The 22565-nt window shown below is 60.8% G+C and carries 24 protein-coding genes; 7 read left to right on the top strand and 17 right to left on the bottom strand.

Annotated features, from left to right (window positions below):
• From SO139_RS33550 to SO139_RS33535, 4 genes are all read right to left on the bottom strand, one after another.
• A partial coding sequence (locus SO139_RS33550) for an aldehyde dehydrogenase family protein (RefSeq protein ID WP_498541302.1) occupies nucleotides 1-342 on the bottom strand: 342 nt, incomplete at its 3' end.
• 25 nt (nucleotides 343-367) lie between these two features.
• Nucleotides 368-757 carry a cupin domain-containing protein gene (locus tag SO139_RS33545; protein WP_449379701.1) on the bottom strand — a complete coding sequence of 130 codons (390 nt, stop codon included), beginning with the start codon at nucleotides 755-757 and terminating at the stop codon, nucleotides 368-370.
• 193 nt (nucleotides 758-950) lie between these two features.
• Complete coding sequence (locus SO139_RS33540) at nucleotides 951-1703, bottom strand: SDR family oxidoreductase (protein WP_449379700.1); 753 nt, start codon at nucleotides 1701-1703, stop codon at nucleotides 951-953.
• Nucleotides 1704-1774: 71 nt separating this feature from the next.
• Nucleotides 1775-2725, bottom strand: a complete 951-nt coding sequence (locus SO139_RS33535) for an MBL fold metallo-hydrolase (protein ID WP_449379699.1) — start codon at nucleotides 2723-2725, stop codon at nucleotides 1775-1777.
• 366 nt (nucleotides 2726-3091) lie between these two features.
• Here SO139_RS33535 and SO139_RS33530 point away from each other — a divergent pair, with 366 nt between their 5' ends.
• Nucleotides 3092-4867 (top strand): adenylate/guanylate cyclase domain-containing protein, encoded by a 1776-nt coding sequence (locus tag SO139_RS33530; RefSeq protein WP_474799187.1) that lies wholly within the window; start codon nucleotides 3092-3094, stop codon nucleotides 4865-4867.
• 105 nt (nucleotides 4868-4972) lie between these two features.
• Here the strand turns inward: SO139_RS33530 and SO139_RS33525 are convergent, their stop codons facing one another.
• From SO139_RS33525 to SO139_RS33515, 3 genes are all read right to left on the bottom strand, one after another.
• Entirely contained in the window at nucleotides 4973-5635 is a 663-nt protein-coding gene (locus tag SO139_RS33525) for an SDR family NAD(P)-dependent oxidoreductase (protein WP_449379696.1), read from the bottom strand.
• A 68-nt stretch (nucleotides 5636-5703) separates the two neighbouring features.
• Nucleotides 5704-6531, bottom strand: coding sequence for a helix-turn-helix transcriptional regulator (locus SO139_RS33520; protein WP_498541303.1), 828 nt, complete (start codon nucleotides 6529-6531; stop codon nucleotides 5704-5706).
• A 599-nt stretch (nucleotides 6532-7130) separates the two neighbouring features.
• Nucleotides 7131-9986 carry an ATP-binding protein gene (locus tag SO139_RS33515; RefSeq protein ID WP_449379695.1) on the bottom strand — a complete coding sequence of 952 codons (2856 nt, stop codon included), beginning with the start codon at nucleotides 9984-9986 and terminating at the stop codon, nucleotides 7131-7133.
• Between the two features lie 41 nt (nucleotides 9987-10027).
• On the opposite strand from SO139_RS33515, the gene SO139_RS33510 reads away from it, so the two are divergent.
• Nucleotides 10028-10552, top strand: a complete 525-nt coding sequence (locus SO139_RS33510; protein ID WP_449379694.1) for a DUF302 domain-containing protein — start codon at nucleotides 10028-10030, stop codon at nucleotides 10550-10552.
• A gap of 41 nt (nucleotides 10553-10593) precedes the next feature.
• On the top strand, nucleotides 10594-10950 hold the full coding sequence (locus SO139_RS33505) for a hypothetical protein (RefSeq protein WP_449379693.1): 357 nt from the start codon (nucleotides 10594-10596) through the stop codon (nucleotides 10948-10950).
• A gap of 566 nt (nucleotides 10951-11516) precedes the next feature.
• Here the strand turns inward: SO139_RS33505 and SO139_RS33500 are convergent.
• Both SO139_RS33500 and SO139_RS33495 read right to left on the bottom strand, forming a co-directional pair.
• Entirely contained in the window at nucleotides 11517-12287 is a 771-nt protein-coding gene (locus SO139_RS33500) for a COG3904 family protein (protein WP_449379691.1), read from the bottom strand.
• 235 nt (nucleotides 12288-12522) lie between these two features.
• Nucleotides 12523-12756 (bottom strand): hypothetical protein, encoded by a 234-nt coding sequence (locus tag SO139_RS33495; protein ID WP_449379690.1) that lies wholly within the window; start codon nucleotides 12754-12756, stop codon nucleotides 12523-12525.
• Nucleotides 12757-13006: 250 nt separating this feature from the next.
• Between SO139_RS33495 and SO139_RS33490 the strand changes: the two genes are divergently transcribed.
• Entirely contained in the window at nucleotides 13007-13345 is a 339-nt protein-coding gene (locus SO139_RS33490) for a hypothetical protein (protein ID WP_474799195.1), read from the top strand.
• A 62-nt stretch (nucleotides 13346-13407) separates the two neighbouring features.
• On the opposite strand, the gene hemA is transcribed toward SO139_RS33490, so the two are convergent.
• The 6 genes from hemA to SO139_RS33460 all read right to left on the bottom strand — a co-directional run bounded on the left by hemA (nucleotide 13408) and on the right by SO139_RS33460 (nucleotide 17477).
• Entirely contained in the window at nucleotides 13408-14637 is a 1230-nt protein-coding gene (gene hemA / locus SO139_RS33485; RefSeq protein WP_474799197.1) for a 5-aminolevulinate synthase, read from the bottom strand.
• A 339-nt stretch (nucleotides 14638-14976) separates the two neighbouring features.
• Nucleotides 14977-15186 (bottom strand): hypothetical protein, encoded by a 210-nt coding sequence (locus tag SO139_RS33480; protein ID WP_449379688.1) that lies wholly within the window; start codon nucleotides 15184-15186, stop codon nucleotides 14977-14979.
• Entirely contained in the window at nucleotides 15183-15353 is a 171-nt protein-coding gene (locus tag SO139_RS33475; protein WP_474799199.1) for a hypothetical protein, read from the bottom strand. Before SO139_RS33475 ends, SO139_RS33480 begins: the two co-directional genes overlap by 4 nt.
• Before the next feature lie 140 nt (nucleotides 15354-15493).
• Nucleotides 15494-16213 (bottom strand): hypothetical protein, encoded by a 720-nt coding sequence (locus SO139_RS33470; RefSeq protein ID WP_474799201.1) that lies wholly within the window; start codon nucleotides 16211-16213, stop codon nucleotides 15494-15496.
• A gap of 98 nt (nucleotides 16214-16311) precedes the next feature.
• A complete protein-coding gene (locus tag SO139_RS33465) occupies nucleotides 16312-16590 on the bottom strand; it encodes a hypothetical protein (protein ID WP_449379685.1) in 279 nt (92 codons plus the stop codon).
• A 47-nt stretch (nucleotides 16591-16637) separates the two neighbouring features.
• Entirely contained in the window at nucleotides 16638-17477 is an 840-nt protein-coding gene (locus SO139_RS33460; protein ID WP_474799203.1) for an SDR family NAD(P)-dependent oxidoreductase, read from the bottom strand.
• Nucleotides 17478-17577: 100 nt separating this feature from the next.
• On the opposite strand from SO139_RS33460, the gene SO139_RS33455 reads away from it, so the two are divergent.
• Both SO139_RS33455 and SO139_RS33450 read left to right on the top strand, forming a co-directional pair.
• On the top strand, nucleotides 17578-18489 hold the full coding sequence (locus SO139_RS33455) for a LysR family transcriptional regulator (RefSeq protein WP_449379728.1): 912 nt from the start codon (nucleotides 17578-17580) through the stop codon (nucleotides 18487-18489).
• Nucleotides 18490-18789: 300 nt separating this feature from the next.
• The gene (locus tag SO139_RS33450; protein ID WP_498541301.1) at nucleotides 18790-19473 is read left to right on the top strand and encodes an alpha/beta hydrolase; all 684 of its coding nucleotides are present in this window, start codon (nucleotides 18790-18792) and stop codon (nucleotides 19471-19473) included.
• Between the two features lie 788 nt (nucleotides 19474-20261).
• Here the strand turns inward: SO139_RS33450 and SO139_RS33445 are convergent.
• Both SO139_RS33445 and SO139_RS33440 read right to left on the bottom strand, forming a co-directional pair.
• Nucleotides 20262-21323: an alpha/beta fold hydrolase gene (locus tag SO139_RS33445; RefSeq protein WP_449379682.1), complete on the bottom strand. Its 1062-nt coding sequence runs from the start codon at nucleotides 21321-21323 to the stop codon at nucleotides 20262-20264.
• On the bottom strand, nucleotides 21254-21658 hold the full coding sequence (locus tag SO139_RS33440; protein ID WP_498541304.1) for a hypothetical protein: 405 nt from the start codon (nucleotides 21656-21658) through the stop codon (nucleotides 21254-21256). Before SO139_RS33440 ends, SO139_RS33445 begins: the two co-directional genes overlap by 70 nt.
• Between SO139_RS33440 and SO139_RS33435 the strand changes: the two genes are divergently transcribed.
• Nucleotides 21572-22516: a LysR family transcriptional regulator gene (locus tag SO139_RS33435; RefSeq protein WP_474799207.1), complete on the top strand. Its 945-nt coding sequence runs from the start codon at nucleotides 21572-21574 to the stop codon at nucleotides 22514-22516. The genes SO139_RS33440 and SO139_RS33435 overlap by 87 nt on opposite strands.
• Nucleotides 22517-22565: the final 49 nt, after the last annotated feature.

Below are 22565 nucleotides of genomic sequence, written 5' to 3'. Positions count from 1 at the left end.
CTTCACCACTTCTTCCTCTGTTTCGAAGCGGTAGATGGGGAAGATGGGCCCGAAGGTCTCGGTCCGGGCCACCCTCATGCCATCATCCACTCCGCTGAGAATGGTCGGCTCATAGAACAGGCCACCCTTGGCGTGAGCCCTGCCGCCAAGCACCACCTTGGCTCCGCTCCTCCTCGCGCTCTCCACCAGCTCGACCACCTTGTTGTAGCCCGTCCTGTTGATCATCGGACCGACCACGAACTTCTCCTGCATGCCCTGCATCCCGAACATCACGACCAGGCCTGCCACGATTGCAATCAGGCTGATGATCACATGGACCATCGTGAACGTCGCCAAGGTCACACCCAATATCATGATGCGCCGCCGACTACTGTGCAGGCACGAGCGCCGGCGCGCCCTTGTCCTTGATCAAAACCACCAGGAATTTCGCTGGCTTTGTGTCGCTTGCGTTCCGGTCGACGACGTGAACGTCGCCAGGGCCTTCATAGAAGCTCTGTCCTGGTGTCAATGTTACCGGTTGTCCACCCTTCACTTGCATCACGACGGAGCCCTCCAGCACGTAAACAAACGCATGGGCATTGTGTCGGTGAACAGCGCTTGATCCGCCGGGCGCATGCTCGACCGTGATCATCAGGGCTTCCCTGCCGGGGCTTTCCGGAAGATCCTTGGACATGAGTGGCGTGACCTTAGCCTCCTCAGCAACCGCAGTGCCGGTCATGAAGCACAGCAGAGCCAACGCAACGAGTTTGTTTGTCATAGTCGCCTCTTTCGTTCGTCGCCCGAGGCCCGCTCGTAGCAGAGCGGGCCTAAGGCGCGATGAGATGGGATGAATCGTCATCGCGCTTTAGTTTGTTGTTTGAGCATGATCTCCGCGCAAACACGTTCCGCGTTTGTCGCGAGGGAAAACCGCTGCGCATTTTTCCGGATCATGCTGTAGTTGCGATGCGGCATCAGGCTGCTGCCTGTGAGCGGCGGACCCATTCGTCCAAACCGATGCGGCCGAGGCGCGCCTCGCCCAATGGCACTAGCGAGTGCTCGTCGACCCGGCCGCCCCAGTATCGGGCCTCGGGATCGCTCAGGACCTCGCGCGGATCGCCAACCGCCTTCAGGTAGCGGGCAATGATTTCGTTGAACGGCGCTCGCTCCGGGCCGGCGATCTCCACGATACCGCTTCGCGGCGGCGCGAGTGCCACGTCGGCAACATTGGCAGCAACGTCGTCCGCCGCGATCGGCTGGAACAGGATCGGCGGGAGCCTGACCTTGTTTCCATCCGAACTTGAATCGGCGATACCGCGGAGAAATTCCATGAACTGGGTTGCGCGGACGATCGTGTATGGGACGCCGGATGACTTGATCAGATTCTCCTGGGCGACCTTGGCGCGGAAATAGCCATTGTCTGTCCGGTCGGTTGCGACGATCGATAGTGCGACATGGTGCCTGACGCCCGCTGCGGATTCTGCTGCGAGCAGGTTACGGCCAGAGGTCTCGAAGAACTCCAGCACTGCCTTGTCTTCGAATGAGGGCGAATTGGCGAGGTCGATCACCACCTGTGTGCCTGCCATGGCCTGCTTGAGCCCCTCGCCGGTGATGGTGTTGACACCGCTTTGAGGCGAGGCGGCCAGGACCTCGTGGCCGCCCTGGCGCAGAATGGCGACGGTCTTCGAGCCGATCAGGCCGGTGCCGCCGATCACGACGATCTTCATGTTTGATCCTCCATTGTCGTTAGATGCGCTTGGCTTCTGAGTTGGTAGCCCGGCCCTAGCCCTGCAAGCGGTCAGTAGTCCCAGGTGGCCGGTACCCAACGAAAGGCGTCGCCAGCGACCGCGACATGGCCGACGGACGGGAACGGCATGTGAGTGGCCACCAGCAGCTCGCGGTTCGCCGCCAGCTCCCGCAACAGACTGATACGAACGCGGGCCGCCTCCTCGGGGTCATGTTCGAAGCCGTTGTACCAGTCGGGGTGTTCGAATCCGACCGTGAACACGAGGTCGCCGGCGAACGTCAGCCGGTCGCCGCCGGACGCCAGGCGGACCACGCTGTGCCCGGGGGTGTGGCCGCCGGTGCGACAGACGACGACTCCCGGCGCCACCTCGTACTCCGCCTCGAACGTGTGAAATTTGCTGCGGTATTCGTTCAAGAACCGCTTGGCCGTCTTCCGAAGCGCGTCCGGGAAACCCGGCGGCATGGAGACGCGGGAAAAATCGGGCGATTCCCAGAACTTCACCTCGGCGGCGGCCACATGGATCCGCAGGTCCGGACGCAGCCTCTCCTTCACGCCTTCGATGAGCAGCCCGCCAACATGGTCCATGTGCATGTGGGTGAGCACCACGTCAGTCACGGACGAAAGATCGATCCCAGCGGCCTCCAATCGGTGGACCAATTGCCCGGCCCTCGGCAATGGGAACTCCACCCCCATCCCGGCGTCGACGAGAATGGTCCGGCCGCCGCTACGCACCAGGACCACGTTCAGCGCCCAATCGAACGCGTCCGGCGGCAGGAAATTGTCCTTTAGCCAGGCTGCCCGGACGGCCGGCTCGGCGTTGTGGGCCAACATCGCGCCCGGCAGCGTTAGCACCCCATCGCTGACCACCAGTACGTCAATCTCGCCGACCTTGAGCGCGTAGCGCGACGGAACCAACTCGTCGGGCGCCGGTCCACCGGGGTGTGAGGTGATATTCAGGCTCATGTTTGTCTCGTCCTGGGTATTGCGGATCATCTCGTTCATCCTTGAAAACTCCTGCGTTTGATCTTGGCGTTTGATCCTAGGCGGACCGCGCTTCCCGCGTGGGAAGCGCGGTCAATGTTGGAGAGGTGTTCAGAGACCGGTGACACGCTCATTGCTGGTCTGTCACCGAGATGGTCTATCGAACTTGACCTGCGACTGCGCCAGAGCGATTGCCGTCGCTATAGAGCGATTGCTGCTAACGCATGCGCCTCCGCTAGGCGGGCAAGCGGCTATGCCGTCCGGTTGCGACCGGGAGCCTGTGAGGCGCACCGCAAGCACATGTCGCACGCTTGGATCACTACGGCCGCTTGACGGACGTGCGTTCGCCACCCCAGACTGCCCCTACAGGTGGCATTGGGGCCCCGTATGTCAGACCTTTCAGACATCACCAGGAGGCTTGTGGCTGTCTTCGCAGCAGACGTGGAGGGCTACAGCCGGCTCATGGGTGTCGATGAGGTCGGGACGCTCAAGGGACTCACCGAGCGACGGGCGATCCTCGATAGACTCATTGAGGAGCACAGGGGCCGCATAGCCAACACGGCGGGTGACAGTGTGCTCGCCGAATTTCGGAGTGCGGTGGATGCCGTCCAGTGTGCCGTGGATGCGCAGGCCGCCCTGGCAGAGATCAACGCAAGCCTCTCGCCTGATAGCCGCATCGCCTTCCGCATGGGGGTTCACATTGGCGACGTGATGGTCCGGGCTGGCGACTTGTTTGGAGACGGCGTGAACATCGCCGCTCGGATGCAGTCCATTGCAAGGCCCGGAGCGGCGTGCATCTCCGGTGCGACATATGAACAGGTACGCAAGGTCCTGCCGATCACCTTTACGGACCTCGGCGTTCAACAGGTAAAGAACATTCAAGAGCCAATCAGGGCCTATCAGGTGGGTGCGTCGATTGAAACGAGTGAGGCTGCTCCAGCGCGTGCTGTCGAGGCTGAGAGCGCGCCTCCACTGCCCGACAGGCCTTCCGTTGCAGTGCTTCCGTTCGAGAACATGTCCGGAGATCCGGAGCAGGAGTATTTTGCCGATGGGATGGTTGAGGAAATCATCACAGAGCTGTCGCGTTTCAAATGGTTGTTCGTAATCGCCCGCAATTCGAGCTTCACCTTCAAGGGCCAAGCCGTCGACATAAAGGAGGTCGGACGCAGGCTCGGCGTGCGCTACACCCTTGAGGGGTCGGTACGCAAGGCGGCAGGGAAGGTTCGCATCACAGGCCAGTTGATTGATGCTGTGACGGGCGCGCACCTATGGGCCGACAGGTTCGAGCGTGACCTGACCGACGTTTTCGCTCTGCAGGACGAAGTGACCGTCGCCGTTGTCTCGGCCATTCAGCCAAAATTGCTACAGACAGAAATTGCAATGGCGGCGCGGCGGCGACCGGAAAACCTCACCGCCTATGATTTTTATCTGCGAGCGATGTCGCAATTCTACCTGACGACCCGTGAAGGGTTGGCAGAGGCGATAAGATTGGCTCATCGCGCTTTGGAGCTGGACCCTGGGTGCAGCCTGGCCGCGGCCCTCGCAGGTGCCGGTCACATGCAAAACGTCCTTTTGGGCTATGCGGTCGATGCTCAATTCGACCGGGAGGAAGCAATTCGGCTGCTTCGCTTGGCATTGAGCATCAACGATGATGATCCGGATGTGGTGGCAGTGGCCGCGGTGACATCGGCCTACATGGTCGGCGATCGAGAAAGTGAAATTGAAATGGCTGACCGCGCGGTTGTACTCAACCCAAATTCATTTGTGGCATGGAGCTGCAGAGGCCAAGTCTATAGGATTGCAGGGTTGCCCGAGGAAGCGATTCCCAGCTTTGAACGGGCCATTCGCATGAGCCCAGTAGACCCGCGGCTGCACCTGATGCTTGCTGGTATGGGGCAGGCCCTGATTGAGCTGCGTCGCTTTGACGAGGCTATCGCCGCAGGGAAGAGAGCCCTTCGTCAGTGCCCCTCCTTTTCGGGGGCTCACTGTTGCCTCACGTCCGCTTTAGCCCATCTCGGGCGTGACGCTGAAGCTCGCGAGGCGGCGGCGCAGTTGCTCGAAGTCGATCCCGACTTCACGATATCGGCTTGGATCGCCCGGGGCGGCCAAACAAACTCGACGCTTGTGTTGGAGGGCCTTCGGAACGCGGGGTTGCCCGCATGATCCCGGCTTGTGCGACCGCTCTCGCGTGATCCTACGTCGCGATGTGTTGGCCTCTTGCCGGCAGGCCTTAGTGGTGATGTCGCAACACCTGGAATCGCCTTCCTGTCATGCGCTCGCAGGGGGGTAGCTCGCTTCGACGGTCCAGGAGTCCTTCGGCTGGCTGTACAGCTGCCAAAACTGTTCGGCCACCGATGAGGCCTCCTGCGAGTCCGGGGAAACAAAGGTACAGACGGTCACCGTCGCGACGTGAATTCCCTTTTCTCGGAACGATTCGAAAAGTCCGCGAGCCAAAGCACGAATCCCGGCCTTGCCGATGCTGACCGAGAGATAGTCCGGGCTGGGAGCGAGCGCGAAGCCACCTCCCGTCAACAGGATCGCACCGGACCCCTGCTCCCCCATCTTCGGAGCGACCGCCTGAGCAGCGACAAGCGCCCCTCCGATGTTCACGGCAAGATCACTGTTGAAGCTGTCGCGCGACTGTTCAGAGAGGGTCGCCTTGCGCGCGGATGCGGCATTGTAGTGCAAGACGTCGATTGAGCCGTGCTGCTGCTGAACCTCAGCGATCAGTTCCGCGACGCTCCTCGGATCGCCTGCGTCCGCTTTGCGAGCGTTGGCCTTGTACCCCCTGTTTATTAGTCTTTCTGTCAACTCCTGTGTCTTAGCGACGTTTCGAGCGGCCAAAACCACTTGGAAACCCTCTCTGGCAAAGCGTTCGGCGGTCGCGAAGCCCATTCCCGGGCCCGCTCCGATGCTGAGAAATGTTTTCATCTCTTGTTCCTTTTTGTAAGCACCTCGCCTTTGCCATTCACCAGCCCAGCGTCGGCGCAAAAAGGTGTTCACCGCATGCGTCTTCGCCAGTCGCTCGGCGTTTCACCGGTCAGCTTTCTGAACGCTGCGGCGAAGGCGGTCTGGGAGGAATAGCCGAGCGCTACTGCGACCGAGACCACCGACACGTCGGTGTCACGCAGCATGCTCTTGGCTTGCTCGAGCCGGTGCTGGCGCAGCCAGGCATGCGGCGACAGCCCGGTACTTTCCTTGAAAGCGCGGCAGAAGTGGAAGCGCGACAAGCCTGCATCCGAAGCCAGCGCGGCAAGCGATAGGTCCGCATCGCTGTCCGAACGCAGGCGTTCGAGAGCGCGACCCAGCACCTTGGGCGACAGTCCGCCCATGACCGGCTGGATCGTTGCGGGTGAGCCGCCGTACGCCGTGAGCAGGCGCGTAGCCAGAAGATCCGTCAGCTGGTGTCTGAACAGCGTATCCAGCGCTGCACAGCCTTCCAGGGCGTCGGCCGCGCTCAGGAGCAGGCGGGATGTGATGGGGTCAGGATGTGCAGTTCGCTCGACAAGGTCGCCGGGCGCGGTTGTGCCGGCTTCGTGGGCAACGCGATTGAGCGTTGTCTGCGGAAGATAGAGCTGAAGGACACTCAAAGGCTGGTAGATGTCCCATCGTGAAGTTGAACCGGCCGGAATGACCGTCACGGCCCCGGGACGCGTCATTCCGTGCACAAACGCTCTACCGTCACGGCGCTCGAACTTCACCGGCTCGGCAGGGAACGTCATGATGACGTGGTCGGCCATGGGCCGGACGACGTCGTGCAGGGGATCATGCCTCCAGAAGGTGATCACGCCGCTGGATGGGTCTGAAGCCATGCGCAGTGGCACCATCTTGAGCACGCGTGTCATTTCCGCATCGGCATGCGGACACTCGCCGATCGGGATATCGCTTTGCTGTGGCTGGGACCTGTCTGGGTGATTGTTCTGCGAACGATCGCGCAGGATTGGCTTGCTGCCCATGGATCTGTCCTCACCGTTGAGGGGCATTTCGTTGAGCGTTCGGCGCACGTTCTACCCGCTCAACAGGTTCGACGTCTTTCCCAAAACGGCTGTGCTTTGCCTGATCATGCTCAAGCCGCCATCACACGCCCCTGTCCAACCGAATTGCAATCGAATGCGGCGAACGGTCGCGGCCTGTTGCTTTCGAAACGAGTGCCGGTGCTACAAAGGTTCTTGTTGAGTGACGCCGTTGCGGATGGACAACAACGCTGACTCTCCTTTGAGAGCGCTATCAGTCCCGTGATCTGAGAATGCCAGCTTGCGGGTCCGGCCTAGTGTCCGCTTTCCCCCAAGAGCTGCTGGTCTCCCATTCCCCACGAAGCGCCTGACAGCGCGAATGCGCCCGTCTAGCTTGCCGGCACAACCGCTCCATGTCGGGCGAGTTTTGCCGAGGCTTGGCGGAAAACCTCGAACCCGACGTTGCCCGATCGTTACTTGGTATCAAGTCCATCAAGCAGCGCTCTTGCCTCGCGAGCGTCGGCAATCTGGAGGCTGTCTCCGCGCGTCTCGCATACCTGTGCAATGATTTGCCTCGCCTCGGCCTTCCTGTCCTGTGCAGCGCAGAGACGCGCGAGGCTAACTGCATTTCGCAACTCCCAGAAGAGCGCGCCCTGCTGCCTTGCCAGATGGAGCGCGTCGGAGAAGTATGCTTCTGCTGACGAGGCGGATCGGTGTGGTGACCCCTTCAGGATCAGTTCGCCTTTGATGCGCAACAACTCCGGGACGTACCACTCTTCGTGCCTGGCTTTGCAGCGCGCCAAGGCTTCATCGACCGCTGCAAGTCCGTTATCGATTTCATTTGCTTCACCGAGACAGACCGCGAGCTCGCCCAGCGGAAGCAGGAAGCGCGGCAGGAGCCTGGCGTCACCCGCACGACCGATTTCACTGCGCAAGAGCGCCAGTCCGGCGTCGACGTTACCCCGTTTCGCCATGACCATCCCCCTGAAACAACCAGCCCAAAGCCGCCATAGTCGTATCGCGTGGCGTTCGGTGTGCTCGAACAACACGTCACCGTAGTGCTCCGCCGCGTCGAGATCGCCGGCCCAAAAAGCGATCGGGCACGCGGCCTGTCCCAGCACACTACAGAAAGTCAAGGCGTGGCCGTTCGCGCGCCCCTCCTCGATGTTGCGCTCGACAAGCCGTAGCGCCTGACCCGCAAAACCCTGCAGCCACAGGATGCGGGCACGGAAATAGTGCGTCGAGATGCGAAGATCGAGGGGGAAAATCCTGGGCCTTCCTACCAGGCGATCGAGAGACACATCCACTCGATCGATGTGATTGCGGGCATCCTTCTGGTTTCCGAGAAAGTGCAGCGAGACGGCGAGAAGGCGATCGCCCAGCATCGAGTCGGTCGGATCGGCCGTGTCCTCTGCCGCCCTGGTGAAGCGCTGAGCGAATTCGAGCGCCTTGAGAAATTCGCCATTGTTGAACTGATCGACACACAGGCCCCACAGCGCACGCAGGCGATAGTCCTTGTCGTCGAGCCGTTCCGCCAATTCGAGGGTGTTCGCCAGGGCCGGACCCGTCTCTCTCGCACGTCCCTGGCTGTAGGTCAGCGACCAGCCTAACGCCGCCGAGAGCTGCATGCGCAGGCGTGTTGCGCCGGTAGCGCCATCATCCAGCCGCGCGAGCGCCAATTCGGTACGCTCGCGACATTCGCCGAACAGTGACAGGTGGACCCATAAAGGTACTGCCGCGGCAGTCAACGCAGCGCCGACCTGCAAATCGCCGTCCGCAGAGAATGCCCAGTCGAGGCCCGCACGGACATTGCCGAGATATCGGCCGTAGCGTTTCTGCCAATCGGCTTGCGGCAAGGAATTACTCTCGGCTTCGGCCCGAAGGAGGGCAGCCCGGAAATATTCCGCATGACGACGTGCGGCTTCCCGATACTCGCCCACAGCCCGCAGTTTCTCGAGCGCGTAGGCGCGCGTCGTGTCCAGGAGACGATAGTGATCGTCCCCGGCTTGAAAGTCTGCGGCGACGAGCGACTTAACGACCAGTCCAGCCAGCATGTCTGCGGCCGTCGCGTCCATATCTGCCGTCACCGCGGCAGCAGCATCGAGGGAAAAATTGCCATTGAATACCGCGAGGTGGCGTAGCACTCGGGCCTCGGTCTCCGAAAGCAACTCATAACTCCAGTCGAGGGTCGCGAGCAGAGTCTGATGCCGCGGCAGTGCCGTTCGAAAGCCGCTGGTCAGGAGATTGAAGCGATCGTGCAGGCGCGCCGCGACCTGCTGCAATCCAAGCGTCGCGATGCGGGCCGCCGCGAATTCGATGGCAAGTGGGATGCCATCGAGCTGACGAGAAATCGACGCGACTAGTTGAAGATTTTCCGCGCTCGGCGAGAAGTCGGCATTCAACGCCTTTGTCCTCGCCACCAGAAGCTGCACTGCGCTATATCCGAGGACATCCCGATCTCCACCTTTCTCTTGTCCCGGAATATCGAGTGGAGGAACGCGATAGACGTACTCGCCATCGATGCGCAGTACCTCGCGGCTCGTCGCCAGTATCGTTGTATTTGGACAGGAACGTACGAGCGCTTCCGCCAGCCTCGCAGCCCCTTCGATGAGATGCTCGCAATTATCCAGCACCAACAGAAGTTTCTTTGTACCAATTTCACGCGTGATCGTTTCGACGGAAACCTCGTCGCCACGTTGCGTGAGGCCTAGAACTGCCGCGACCACGAGCGGCACCATCGCGGGGTCCGATAGCGAGGCCAGTTCCACGAGCAGACCATCGCCTCCGAAAGTCGCGAGCAGGCTGCGCGCAACCGCATGCGCGAGGACACTCTTTCCGATACCCCCTGGTCCCGTCATGGTGACCATTCGATAGGTCGAAAGGAGCTCCGATAGCTGGATTTCGGCAGCCGCTCTGCCGATCAATGCATTGGTTGGGGCCGTGAGATTTGTTACATGGCTTTGAATTGGTTCGGTAGTCGGCATGCCCACCGCGGCGACGGCCTCCTGCTGAATGACCCAATCTCCCAGCAATCGGTAGCCGCGACCCGCGATCGTTTTCAGGAGTCCCCGGTCGGGACCCAACGCTTTGCGTATGGCGGAGATTTGAGCTTGCAGCGTATTTTCCTCAACCGCTGCTCCGGGCCACACACGATTCATCAAATCGTACTTATCGATCAGCTCGCCCGCCGACTGGACCAGCGTCTCAAGGATTTCAAACGCCCGACTCCCAAGGTCAGCCGGAACGCCGTTCAGCCGCATCTCGCGGCGAGCGAGATCGATTTCCCAAGCGCCCGACCTGTAAACGGGCTGTCGGTCCTGGCCTCGCATCTGTACTCCTTTCGGGCATTTTAAGGCCATTTCGGACGGCTTTGCCGGACAATCTGCGGTTCCCGCACAGTGCTTTTCAGGACTTTTCAGAACTGGCTCAAGGAGAAATGCAGTCCGTGAGGATAGGGTCAGTCATCGAACATTCTCTGGGCCGCAAAGCCATGACCACAAATGGATTGATTACGATCGAAAGTCGCAACGGACCCGAGGAAACGATGAATCGGTTCGAGGCCGAGGTCCGCGCCAGGGGAATGACCGTCTTTGCCCATATTGATCACGCCGCGGGCGCGACCGCCGCGGGGCTCCCGCTGCGGCCCACGGAACTCTTGATCTTCGGCCATGCAAAGACCGGCACACCGCTGATGCAGTCGAATCAGATGATCGGCATAGATCTGCCGCTGAAGACCCTGGTCTGGCAGGACGCATCGGGCACCACGTGGTTGTCTTACAACGATCCAGCGTTTCTTGCGCACCACCATGGCGTGGACGGTGCAAACGATACGACCGTCAACGCCATGGCTGCCGCATTGCAGGCGATCGCAAGCAAGGCAACGACCGCAACCTGACGTCCAATGGCAGTTCAAGGACTAAACTTCGGAGCACGCCGATGACTATCACACAACCAATAGTCCAACGCGACATCCCGTTAGAGGAAAGGGTAAGCGCCGAAGACGAAACACCCTTGCAGACACCGGCGAATATCGCGCGGCCCTTTGATGCAGAGCTGCACGAGATCATCGACGCGATCGCGGCGATGGTCATGGGTGCACAGGCTGGGTCACGATGGTTGCGCGTTCAACCGCCGGATCTGGAAGAAGTGCGAGAGATCCTCAACAGTATCGCCGTGGACGGCAAGCGAGCTTGCGAACTCGTCGTTCGGCTTCGAGCGGTTCTGAGCGCAGGAGCCCAAACAGCGCAGAGCATCAGCAAGGGCGTTTTTTGCGGATCCCACGATCCTTGCTAACGGGTCCGGGCGATGTTCGGTCTGCACCGATTGCGTCGAAAAACTTCTGACGTCCCATTCGAGGACTGAAATTCGCGATGCCCGTCGTCGGAGTGCAGTTTGAATGTGCCGGGAGGCTCGCTGATTGCGGTAGCAAGAGATGACGCCGCCCCCAGAGTCTCCAACACCGCCGCGCTGGGCCCTTATTATCGCGCACCGCCGCCCAACACTTCCGAACTCGCCAGGCCCGCAGTCTCTCTCCCGGCGAAGCTTCCTCGAGTCCTCAAGGGGATGATCCCACCGAACGGACCGCGAACGAAGCCCTGCACAGGGCAAGGATTTCCTCTGATCGCCGTCATAAATCCGTAATCTTACGTCACTGAGCCTTTGCGGGCCCGACCTCATGACTTAGGTTAGGTATAAGGAGACGGGGCAAAATATGACGGAACGCGATCAACCAGGAACGACGCCACGTGACCGCCTTCTTGAAGCGGCTCACACCGGAAAAAGGATCGCGACGAGCGGGCCGCAGAGTTGCGACTTCCTCTGGAAGTGATCAAGATTCACTAGGGTTTGCGGGCTGCGTGCTACTCTTGCCAGGGCACGACAGCTGCCGCCCTCACGCCGCCCATCCGCCCGGCGGGTTCAGCCGAGTTGATCGATTTCGCCGCCTCCGAATATGTTTCAGTCGCAACGGCACCGCTTGTGAAGCGCTCTTGCACTGGCTTGGGCTTGAATTCGACCGCCGCGGCGCTGGGGCTGACCGGCTGGTCAACCATATTGGTGTTGACGAGATTGATCAGTCGCAACTCGTCCCGTGACAGCTCATGCAGATCCTCCCAGGGCGGCACGTTCAACGAAAGCGACAACAGGTCGCCCGCGCCACCCATCTCGAAGGTGTATTTGGCGAGACGCCCGATATCGCGTTCCACGATTGTTAGATCATCTGCGCTGTAGCTCGCGGCCCTGGCGTCGTTGGCGCGGTCGCCCATCCATATCTGATGCACGCGAACATGGGCAGTCTCTGGCACGTAACGCGTCTTGCCCGACAGAAGCAGGAACACGCACATCGACTCGCAATAGGCCACGGGCGTCATGTTGACAGGATCGCTCTGCGCGGTGTTGGTCTGAACGCTGACGCCGACGGTGGTCAGCGCCCCGAGACTGCGCCAGCGCCGACCAAGCGCCATCGAGTCGTTGACCGAACCGCCGCTGGAAACCAGCACGATGGCCACGCCGCCGAGCTGTCGGCCGCGCGCGAATTCATCGAAATCTCTTGGACTGGCGGAGGTCACGATGCCGACAGCGCTGATCCAGCCCCGGCAATTCGGCTGGCAGGCGACCCAGCTAAACTTCATTGGCAATTTGCGGTCTTCGCCGGCATGCGCCGAACCGCTCAGCATAGCCACCAATGCGATGCAAAGAGCCGCGCCAATGAGCAGCATCCAACCTCGGATTTCCGCCCAACGAGCGCGAGCGGAGATTGGATCGGAGATGCGGAGGCGCTCCGAGGATTCGGCCCGCGAGATGAGCATGATACCGTAACCTCGGCCTGACTATCGAGTCGGGCGGGGCCGCGTCGCGGCGGCGTACCTACAGCGACACGTGGTGCTGCCCGCCTGGCGGGACTGCTAGAGGATCGAATTTCAGCCAGGGCTGATGCTTGGCGCGCCATTTCGGACCAGGGCCGCGCATGTAGTGCAGCTCGGGCCGGTAACTGTCGCGCACGTCCAGAATCAGGTTGCGAACGACGCTGGCGAGGTCGGAGGCTGACTCAGCCGTCCTGCGAGCCCAACCTGACAATGCGGTTGCGTCCATGATTCTCATCGCTGTGACTCCTCGATTTGCCGCTCGATGGATCGGGCGATTAACACCCGGAGCGTAGGCACGAGAGGAGAAGCAAGCCATTGCACAGAGGTCGATCGCGTACAGCCCAATGGCTCAGAAGAGCACACCTAAGTTTAGGTCTGCCCACCCGAGACTTGGCCGGCTTTCAGACAAGCGCTTTTGATCCGACTCGGACCTGCCGCGATACGATGCGGCCCACCATGTGGGCGATGACAACTTGGAGCAAACAATGAAAAAACTTTTCACCTGTGTGGCAGCCGCGGGCTGCCTTGTCGCCTTCGTCTCCGTCGCTCAAGCCCGCTCCGCATACGACGGATCCTGGGACATCATTTTCGTGACGCAAAGAGGCGCTTGTGACGCGACCTATGATTTCACGGTCAACATCACGGATGGAATAGTGACACATCCGAATCTAGTCGGGTTCAGAGGCTACGTGGCGCGTTCCGGCATAGTCCGGGCGTCGGTGACCGTTCAGGATAAATTCGCCTCCGGCGCGGGCAGGCTCTCGGGCAATTCTGGCCGCGGGACGTGGAGTGGCTATTCAGGAAACGCGCGATGCTCGGGCTAGTGGACCGCGCAGCGAAATTGAGGCGCTGAGCCCAGACATTTCGCGAAATTCCCGATGGGGAGTCACTCCGCCGCGAGCGCGCGGTGTCGCAGCGGCAAGCCAAGGTGTTCCCATACATCGACCAGCGCTTCAGCGAGCGCATCGATCAGTGCGTCATCATGGTAGGGCGTCGGCGTGATGCGCAGCCGTTCGGTACCACGCGGAACGGTCGGATAGTTGATCGGTTGCGCATAGATGTCGTGCTCGGCGAGCAGGAGGTCGCTCGCTTCCTTGCACTTCTTCGGATCACCCACCATGACAGGCACGATGTGTGTCTCACTTGGCATTACCGGCAGACCTGCTGCGTTGAGCACAGCCTTGACCCGCGCGGCACGGTCCTGATGGCGGTCGCGTTCCCATTGCGACGTCTTGAGGTGCCGGATTGCAGCGGTAGCAGCGGCGCAGACCGCCGGCGGCAGCGCGGTGGTGAAGATGAATCCCGGCGCATAGGAGCGCACCGCATCGATGATGTCGGCGCTCGCCGCGATGTAACCGCCGAGGCAGCCGAAGGCCTTCGCCAGCGTGCCCTCGACCACGTCGATGCGATGCAAGGCCCCTTCCCTCGCGGCGATGCCGGCACCGCGCTGACCGTACATGCCAGCCGAATGGACCTCATCGATATAGGTCATGGCGCCATAGCGCTCCGCGAGATCGCAGATGCGGCTCACCGGTGCGACGTCGCCGTCCATCGAGTAGAGCGCCTCGAATACGATCAGCTTCGGCCGCTCAGGTGCCTCCGCCGCAAGCAATTCTTCGAGATGACCGATGTCGTTGTGGCGCCAGATCTTCTTTTCCACCCCGGCACGCCGCACGCCCTCGATCATCGAATTGTGGTTCCAGGCGTCCGACAGGATTACGCAGTTTGGAAGCAGCTTGGCGATCGTCGGGATGCCGGTCTCGTTGGAGACGTACCCCGAGGTGAAGACCAGCGCCGCTTCCTTGCCGTGCAGGTCGGCGAGTTCCCGCTCGAGCTCGACCAGCGGATGGCTGGTACCGGAAATGTTGCGGGTGCCGCCCGCGCCAGCACCCATGCGGGTCGCGGTCTCGACCATGGCGCCGATTACCTTAGGATGCTGGCCCATGCCGAGGTAGTCGTTCGAGCACCAGATCACGACCGGGCGTGGGCCGTCCGGGGAATGCCATATCGCATACGGGAAACGCCCGGCGGTGCGCTCGAGATCGGCAAACACGCGGTAGCGCCGTTCGGTGTGTAAGCGAGCAAGCGCGGCGGAAAAGAAATGATCATGGGTCATGGAGCAAAATCTCCGTCCGGTTTGTGCTCGGCGATCGGGACTTCCCCGATCCAACGAGCCGCCGTGCCTCTCTCCGATCCGGCGCGGTCACCTATCCAGGCCTTGCGAAGGGGGCGGCCGGTCCTCGGGAGGGGAAGGACCGGCCGCGGCGAGCCACGGCGAAGGGACGGGGGCGCCGAGGCCAAGCAGTTGCGAAGCTGTCTGTCTCCGCGAGGCAAATTGGTATCCGACAAGGAACGTCGACGCGAGTGAAGCAATGTAAATCTCAGCAAATCTTAGCGAATGCGTAGGCCGGTGCATCGATCACATCCGTTATGAGACGTGATCCGCCTTTTCACCCTAAGCTCCCCGGCCTCCCTGTTTGCCGATCACACACCGCCATCCGGCAAGGCGCTCGGCCGGATGCTCCTTCATCCAGTCGGCAAGCTGCGGTGCCCCCATCAGGCACGACTGCACGGAGACGTTAGCGAAGTCCGAGGTGGTGACGGTCTGCTCGTAACAGTTTGTCGGAGAGGACAGGCTGCAAAGCACGGCAATGATCTTGATCACGACAGCAGATCCCCGCCACTGATCGCGTGAACCGCCGGCCTTTGGTCGCCCTGCTCGCTGTCGGGAGCATCTGACGGGAAGACGCTTTCATATATCGCACGAGCTTCTCGAATGAGGCGGATACGCTCGCGCTCGGATTTTGAAACAAATCGAATAACCTCACCCATAGCATGCTCCTATTGAATTATGGCCATCATTTCTTGTGGAGACTTGGTGTCCCTGGCGCCGACGTTGAAGCCCCTCAGGAGGTAACGAAGAGATAAAAAGCGCGTGACATCCGGGTCGGCCGAGATTGCTTAAGAGCAGCCTAAGAGAAGGCGACCTCGCTAATGTCGATTGACACCATCAGCATATCCAGGATCGGGCGCCGGTCGGGACCGCGCGTGTATGCGCGACGCTTGCTCGGCAGGCGAATGCCGCCCGCCTCAGTATATTCCAGCATCAGCTGTGCGGCGGGAAAGCCGCCGGCGATATTGACGCTGTAGTCGTGGCGGCGAAGCTCGAATTTTTCGTCGAAGAAGAAATCCTGAACTTGGCAATGCGTCTCGATCGAGCCCGGAAAATGGACACGCAGCACTCGCCATGTCTCCTCCCTCTCTTGCCAGGGCACAGTCTCCTCGACGTGGAAGCCGTCCATTGCAAAGGCAAAGGGTGTGGCGAGGTAGGTCCACAGCGCTTCGCCGTTGAAATAGGCACGGTGCAGAGCGTCCCAGGGCGTATGCATCTGGTGCCCGGCAAAGGAATCCCTGGGCATGCGCCGCTCGGCAACGACTGCACCATCGAGCTTCTCGATGGCGATGCGATCGGGAGTGAACATGGTCCGCTGATCCGCCGCCCCATAAGGGGCGACTGACGATCGCTCCTCGTGCAGCCATACGGTCATGCGGCGCGGATTTGCATCCTGTAGTACGCCTTTCAAGGGAAAGAAGCCGCCGCCACTGACAATGGTGGCCTCAACCTTGTCGTAGCTGCGCCAGCGCTTAAGGCCGCCATGCGCATCCAGAACTTTCGCCAATAGCTCGTTCATGGCTTTCCTTTCCAATCCTCGAGCGCGATCGCCGGCATTTCGAAATCAAACTGCACGGCCCTCTCCCGATCCCTGGTTGCCCTCCGATCCGGCGGGCTCTAGCGCGTCGCCTCGGCTCTCTGTTGTGGGCTTTGCGGCTTGCTCCCTTTACCCGCCGTCAAGACCGCGATCTGATTGGGAGAGGCAGGCATGCCACGCAGCGTCAGCGTGGGGACGGAGGGGGTCTCCTGAACGTGTGCGGAGCCCAGAATGGAAATCTGGAGCGCGGTGATCGGAAAGCCCGCCCTTTCATAAGTCGGAAGCTCGGCAGCCGCAGCCACATCGGCTCCGTTTGCGATGGCGGCCGAAAGGGCGGCAAACAAGACTAGACGTTTCATGGGTGCATCTCCTTTGGTTCTACTTCCTGGTTACGGTGGGCGTTGGGTCAGTGCGTCGATGTGACAGCAGCCTTCGACGTGGGGGTGGTGGCGCCGACGTTGTATCGGGGAGCCGGGACCGCGCTTGAGAGCTTGCCGGACATCATGCGGCGCGCGGTCTCGTAGCTGTCCCAGTCGACCTTGTCGGCGAGAGACGGAATGGTGACGACCTCGCCCTGGTCAAGACCGGTCAATGCGGCGTCGACCATGTCACCGGCGGACATCACGATCGCGGCAGGGAGATGGTGGAGCGGCACGCCGGCGGCGTCCCAGAAGTCTGTCGCAGTCGCGCCAGGCAGCACGGCCTGGACGCGCACGCCTTTCTCGGTGAGTTCGTGGTGCAACGAGAGCGAGAAAGCCAGCACGTAGGCTTTGCTGCCACCGTAAACGCCATTGAGCGTTTCCGGAGAGATCGCGACGATCGACGAGATGTTGATGATCGTGCCCTTGCCGCGCGTGACGAAGCCCGGAGCCGCTGCATAGGTCAATCGGGTTAGCGCACCGACATTGAGACGGATCATGTCGTCCATCTTTTCGATATCGGCGTTGAGTAGCGGTGCCGTGGCTCCGACGCCGGCATTGTTGACCAGGAGCGTGATGTCCGCATTCGCGCGCAGGATCGCCTCGACCTTGGCGAGATCCGCCTTGTCGTTGAGGTCGGCTGCGACGGTGTCGACGGAGCGGCCGGTCGAGTTTCTCAAGCGTTGCGCCAGGCCGGCGAGACGAGTCTTGTCGCGGGCGACCAGGATCAGGTCGTAACCACGCTTGGCCAGACGGTCGGCGTAGATAGCGCCGATGCCTGCCGATGCGCCGGTGATGAGGGCGGTGCCTTTGTTGGTGGTGCTCATGGACGTTCTCCGTTATGCCGTCCACACCTAAGGCCTTCCGAAATCTGACGCCATCTGGCAAAATCGAGAGCTATCCTTCCAAAATATGGAAGAGGAGCCGATGGACCGTCTGGACGCGATGTCGACCTTCCTGGCCGTGGTCGAAACCGGCAGCCTGTCGGCCGCGGCGCGGCAATTGAAAACGCCATTGCCAACGGTCAGCCGCAAGGTCTCCGAGCTCGAGTCCCATCTGCGGACGAAGCTGTTCAACCGGTCGAGCCGCAAACTGGTCTTGACCGACGCGGGCAGCTCCTATTTTGCTGCCTGTAAGCGCATTCTGGCGGATGTGACCGAGGCCGAGCGCGCCGCCTCCGGCGAATATTCTGCTCCGACCGGAGAGCTGATCTTGACAGCTCCGGTCGGACTTGGCCGCGCTTACCTCATCCCGATCCTGGCGGATTTCCTCAAGGCCTACCCCGATATCAAGGCCAGTCTTCTCCTCGCAGATCGCGTGCAGAGTCTGTTTCAGGAGCAGATCGACATCGGGCTCCGCATCGGCACTCTTCCCGACAGCAGCCTGATGGCGGTGCGCCTGGGTACGATGCGTCGCATGGTTTGCGCCAGTCCCGCCTATCTCGCAGCGCACGGAACACCGCGCACGCCGGACCATCTCGCCGGGCATGACTGCATCACTTATGCAGGCTTCATGTCCCCTGATGTTTGGACATTCTTCAAGGACAAAGTGGCGGTCGCGGTGCCCGTGCATGCGCGGCTCGTGGTCGGCAGCGCCGAGGCCGCCTGCGACGCCGCGTGCGCCGGCATCGGAATTACCTCCGCCTTCACCTATCACTTCCAGACCGCGCTTGAACGCGGAGCCCTCACGAGCTTGCTCGACGAATACCAGCCGGCACCGCTGCCGGTTAATCTCGTGTACGCAGCCAACCGGTTTCTGCCGATCAAGGTCCGTGCTTTCCTCGACTTTGCGGCGCCGAGACTGAAGAAAGTCTTCGCGGAGCTCCAGCCGCCTGTCTAAGGCGCGGAGCTCATTGGCGCGTAGCCAATGCAGATTGATGCGCGCTTGGCGAATGCCAGCTTACTTCCGCTTTCGGCGGCACAGCGGACGTGACCGAATTAGGTTGCTGGATCGCTTCAGCCGCGAATGACTCGGACATTGCCAAGCCTGCCGCCCGGACTAGGCGGCCTGAACCAGGCCTGCGACGTTTTACTTTTTTTAACTGCCCGAATGCTCGCTGCTGTTCGATAGTGCCGGTACACGACCGCCACATTGGTCGGCATGCTTTGGAAATGACGGTCAACGCGGAGGAGTAGTATCATGGCAATCAAAAACATCGTTCTTGTGCATGGCGCTTTTGCCGACGGTTCTTGTTGGGCAAAGGTCATTCCGTTGCTCACGAAGCGCGGGCTGAAGGCGATCGCCGTTCAAAATCCTCTCAGCTCCTTGGCTGACGATGTCACTGCTGCTCACCGAGTCATCGGGATGCAGGAAGGTCCGGTTATCCTGGTCGGTCACTCCTGGGGCGGCGCCGTCATTACGGAAGCCGGCAACCATGCTCAGGTGAAGGGTCTTGTCTATGTCGCGGCTGGCGCGCCAGATAGCGGTCAGTCGTTCGCTGATTGGTGGAAGGACTATACGCCCGCGCCGGGCGCAGCCGAAATCAAGCCTTACGGCGAAGGCTATGTCGCATTGACTCCCGAGGGGGTTCGCAAGCACTTTGTACAGGACATTCCGTCGGACGAGGCCGATATCGTGTACGCGACCCAAGGCCCGCTGGCCGTGAAGTGCTTCGGCGACAAGGTCACCGAGGCAGCTTGGCGCTCCAAACCAAACTGGTACATCGTCGCAGCCCAAGACGAGACCATTCCTCCTGGAGTCGAGCGCGATTCCGCGAAGCGAATGGGTGCCGAGACCCTCGTGCTGGAAAGCTCGCACGTGCCGATGCTTTCTCAGCCCGATGTCGTTGCAGAATTCATCGCCAAAGCGGCGTCGTCTCTTTGAGACTCGGGAAAATTGGGATCGCAGGCAGACCTTGTCTGCCGTTTAGATGCATCTGCAGGCGTCGGCTTTTTGACCTCGCCGAAGTTGACGCTGGTACTGATGATGAATGTAGGGCGGAACGATCGCAGTGTTAGATCGGACGAGCCCGCCTGCGAATCCCGTTAGCAATGGACCTCAATGATTCCGGAGCGGCTTGATCCACCAGACTGCACCGCAGCCCATCGTCAGCCGCACCGAAGATCGCCGTGGCGAGACCCGGTCTCAGAAGCTTGCAGGAGAGCGTCGTCAGGATGCCCTGAAATGATGGCCAATACACTCTGAACTCCGTGGTGTTGCAATGAGCGTGAGACGTATCGCGACGCGTCTTATTCCATCGAACTTGTTGAGAATTTCGCCGCCGCAACCATCGTCATCCCAACCATAGCTCTGCCCATGGATCATCGACATGATTTTGAGGCTGCAGCCTAAGCGCCCGCGGCGCAAACATGCTGTTCGACCCGTAAACCTGAGCGTGCGGACGCTCCAGGGACTTGGCCGCGGCATGCGTTGGGTGAGCTGCAAGAGCAGGGGAAGAGGCAAGCGCAATGCCGAGCGCCATTGTTGCGAAGACGAGAACAGGGTGTCGTGATTTTTGAACGGTCATTTCGATTCTCCATTTGTTGGGTCATGTGGCGAACGATTGGTTGACCTTCGCCGCACCATTGAATGATTAGGCCACGCTCATCGTGCTTGGGGACGATGCCCTGCGGGATGGATGTGTCCGCTCCGCAGGTTCTCTCTTACGCCGGTCAGATCTCGGCGACCTCGACGATTGCCTTGGCGAAGGCCTGCGGCGCTTCCTGCGGCAGATTGTGTCCGATGCCGCCCCTGATAGTCCGGTGCTGGTACTTGCCCGAAAATTTCTTGGCGTAGGAACTCGGCTCCGGATGTGGCGCACCATTGGCGTCGCCCTCCATCGTGATGGTAGGCACCGTGATGACGGGAGATTCCGCAAGTCGCCTGTCCAGATCGTCGTATTGGGGCTCGCCCTTGGCGAGGCCGATTCGCCAGCGATAATTGTGGACTGCGATGGCGACTTGATCCGGATTATCCAGGGACGCTGCGCTGCGATCGAATATGGCTTCGTCGAAGTCCCATTTGGGCGAAGCGTGCTGCCAGATGAGCTTCGCAAATTCGTGCCGGTATTTGTCGTAGCCGGCCCGGCCATTTTCCGTGGCAAAGTAATATTGGTACCACCATGCGAGCTCGGCCTTTGGCGGCAACGGCACCATGTTTGGGCTGCCGATCAGATAACCGCTAACGGAGACCATGGCCTTGCAGCGCTCCGGCCAGAGCGCGGCGATGATGTTGGCAGTCCGCGCTCCCCAATCAAAACCGGCGAGGGTCGCCTTCTCGATCTTGAGCGCGTCCAAGAGAGCGATGATATCCGTCGCGACCGCCGCTTGCTGGCCGTTCCGGAACGTTTCGCTGGAAAGAAAGCGCGTCGTGCCATAGCCGCGCAGATAGGGAATGATCACGCGGTTGCCGACCTGCGCCAGCAATGGCGCGACATCTACGAAGCTGTGAATGTCGTAGGGCCAGCCATGCAGGAGAACGACCGGTGGACCGTCGGCGGGACCAGCTTCTGCGTATCCGACATTCAGAAGGCCAGCGTCGATCTGCTTCAAAGGGCCAAACGACGTGTTGGTCCCCGCCTTGATCGCGCGCGCACCTTCCTGCTCCGCTCTGCTTGGTTGCGCCTCGGCAAAGCTGTTCAAGGCCAACTGAGCGGCAGCGATCGTCAGAGCTGCAGTGCTGAAAAAGCGCCGGCGCGGCTGGTTGATTTCTTCGGACTTCCTGGTCGTATCCATTGGTCAATCTCGCTGGGTGTTGGTCCGTCCTGGACGAGGTTTCCTTCGTCCGGCTTCGATGCGAGCGAAGATGGCGCATGACCAGCGATCGATCCAACGAGTAATTTTTGATGTTTTAATCGATAAAATCGATTAAACTCCAGCACGGCGAGGCCACCGGAAATGCCACCGCTGAACGAGACAGATTTTTTCCTATCGCGCTTGTTCGGAATGAGCGTTGGTTTTGGGTGATGGAACAGGATTGCCGGATGACCCTTGAGCAGCTTCGCATTTTTGTTGCCGTGGCTGAATGCGAGCACGTCACCCGAGGCGCGCACCAGCTTAATCTGACCCAATCGGCGACGAGCGCCGCAGTCGCCGCGCTCGAAGAGCGATACGCGACCAAGCTGTTCGATCGGATCGGTCGTAGGATTGCGCTGACGGAGGCGGGGCGGCTATTCCTGAAGGAAGCAAAGGCGGTGCTTGCCCGTGCGTCCGCCGCCGCGAAGGTGTTGACCGACCTTGCCGACCTCACGCAAGGCTCGTTGGCGCTGGCTGCGAGTCAAACCGTGGCGAACTATTGGCTGCCTGTGGCGATCCAGAGCTATCGGTTGCGATATCCCGGCGTCATCGTCAGCACGACGATTGGCAACTCGGAAAATGTCGCAGCCATGGTTCGCGAAGGCAGCGCCGATCTCGGCTTGGTCGAAGCGGCAATTGATGATCCAACCCTCGTCATGGTTCCCGTTGCGGAAGACGAACTCATCCTTGTTGCGCCGCTAACCCATCCCTGGACGGCAAGAACGCCGCGATCGGCGCAGGAATTGAAGCGCGGACCTTGGGTGTTGCGCGAGCCAGGCTCAGGTACGCGATCGGTCTTCGAGGGCGCGCTGCCCGGCCTTGGCTTAACGAGCAAGGATCTCAACGTCGCGCTGGTGCTCCCATCGAATGAAGCGGTTCGCGCCGCGGCCGAGGCTGGCGCCGGGGTCACCGTGATATCCAGATTGGTGGTTGCGAATTCGATCAAGGCAGGCAACCTCGTTCCCGTCAAATTTCCTCTTCTGCATCGCCGCTTCGTCGCCCTTCGACACAAGGAGCGATACGTCAGCCGCGCGGAGCAGGCATTTCTTCAGGTGATTTCGAACGATGCTGCGAATCGTCAAAAAGGGAAGGGCAGCGCGCGAAGCTTCCGTCCAGCAAACATCGAGAGATAGAGTTTATCGGGACAGGCGACCTACCGAATATTCCTCGGACCGACGACGT

Source organism: Bradyrhizobium sp. UFLA05-89 (genome assembly GCF_059803475.1).
Note: the sequence above shows the minus strand (reverse complement) of the source record. Positions and strands in the feature narration are given on the sequence as shown.

What these genes read in the sequence shown, in the direction of transcription:
- SO139_RS33545 (WP_449379701.1), bottom strand. Translation starts at nt 757, where the DNA reads ATGACAAACAAACTCGTTGCGTTGGCTCTGCTGTGCTTCATGACCGGC.
- SO139_RS33540 (WP_449379700.1), bottom strand. Translation starts at nt 1,703, where the DNA reads ATGAAGATCGTCGTGATCGGCGGCACCGGCCTGATCGGCTCGAAGACC.
- SO139_RS33535 (WP_449379699.1), bottom strand. Translation starts at nt 2,725, where the DNA reads ATGAACGAGATGATCCGCAATACCCAGGACGAGACAAACATGAGCCTG.
- SO139_RS33530 (WP_474799187.1), top strand. Translation starts at nt 3,092, where the DNA reads ATGTCAGACCTTTCAGACATCACCAGGAGGCTTGTGGCTGTCTTCGCA.
- SO139_RS33525 (WP_449379696.1), bottom strand. Translation starts at nt 5,635, where the DNA reads ATGAAAACATTTCTCAGCATCGGAGCGGGCCCGGGAATGGGCTTCGCG.
- SO139_RS33520 (WP_498541303.1), bottom strand. Translation starts at nt 6,531, where the DNA reads ATGGTGCCACTGCGCATGGCTTCAGACCCATCCAGCGGCGTGATCACC.
- SO139_RS33515 (WP_449379695.1), bottom strand. Translation starts at nt 9,986, where the DNA reads ATGCGAGGCCAGGACCGACAGCCCGTTTACAGGTCGGGCGCTTGGGAA.
- SO139_RS33505 (WP_449379693.1), top strand. Translation starts at nt 10,594, where the DNA reads ATGACTATCACACAACCAATAGTCCAACGCGACATCCCGTTAGAGGAA.
- SO139_RS33500 (WP_449379691.1), bottom strand. Translation starts at nt 12,287, where the DNA reads ATGAAGTTTAGCTGGGTCGCCTGCCAGCCGAATTGCCGGGGCTGGATC.
- SO139_RS33495 (WP_449379690.1), bottom strand. Translation starts at nt 12,756, where the DNA reads ATGAGAATCATGGACGCAACCGCATTGTCAGGTTGGGCTCGCAGGACG.
- SO139_RS33490 (WP_474799195.1), top strand. Translation starts at nt 13,007, where the DNA reads ATGAAAAAACTTTTCACCTGTGTGGCAGCCGCGGGCTGCCTTGTCGCC.
- hemA (WP_474799197.1), bottom strand. Translation starts at nt 14,637, where the DNA reads ATGACCCATGATCATTTCTTTTCCGCCGCGCTTGCTCGCTTACACACC.
- SO139_RS33475 (WP_474799199.1), bottom strand. Translation starts at nt 15,353, where the DNA reads ATGGGTGAGGTTATTCGATTTGTTTCAAAATCCGAGCGCGAGCGTATC.
- SO139_RS33470 (WP_474799201.1), bottom strand. Translation starts at nt 16,213, where the DNA reads ATGAACGAGCTATTGGCGAAAGTTCTGGATGCGCATGGCGGCCTTAAG.
- SO139_RS33465 (WP_449379685.1), bottom strand. Translation starts at nt 16,590, where the DNA reads ATGAAACGTCTAGTCTTGTTTGCCGCCCTTTCGGCCGCCATCGCAAAC.
- SO139_RS33460 (WP_474799203.1), bottom strand. Translation starts at nt 17,477, where the DNA reads ATGAGCACCACCAACAAAGGCACCGCCCTCATCACCGGCGCATCGGCA.
- SO139_RS33455 (WP_449379728.1), top strand. Translation starts at nt 17,578, where the DNA reads ATGGACCGTCTGGACGCGATGTCGACCTTCCTGGCCGTGGTCGAAACC.
- SO139_RS33450 (WP_498541301.1), top strand. Translation starts at nt 18,790, where the DNA reads ATGGCAATCAAAAACATCGTTCTTGTGCATGGCGCTTTTGCCGACGGT.
- SO139_RS33445 (WP_449379682.1), bottom strand. Translation starts at nt 21,323, where the DNA reads ATGGATACGACCAGGAAGTCCGAAGAAATCAACCAGCCGCGCCGGCGC.
- SO139_RS33435 (WP_474799207.1), top strand. Translation starts at nt 21,572, where the DNA reads ATGACCCTTGAGCAGCTTCGCATTTTTGTTGCCGTGGCTGAATGCGAG.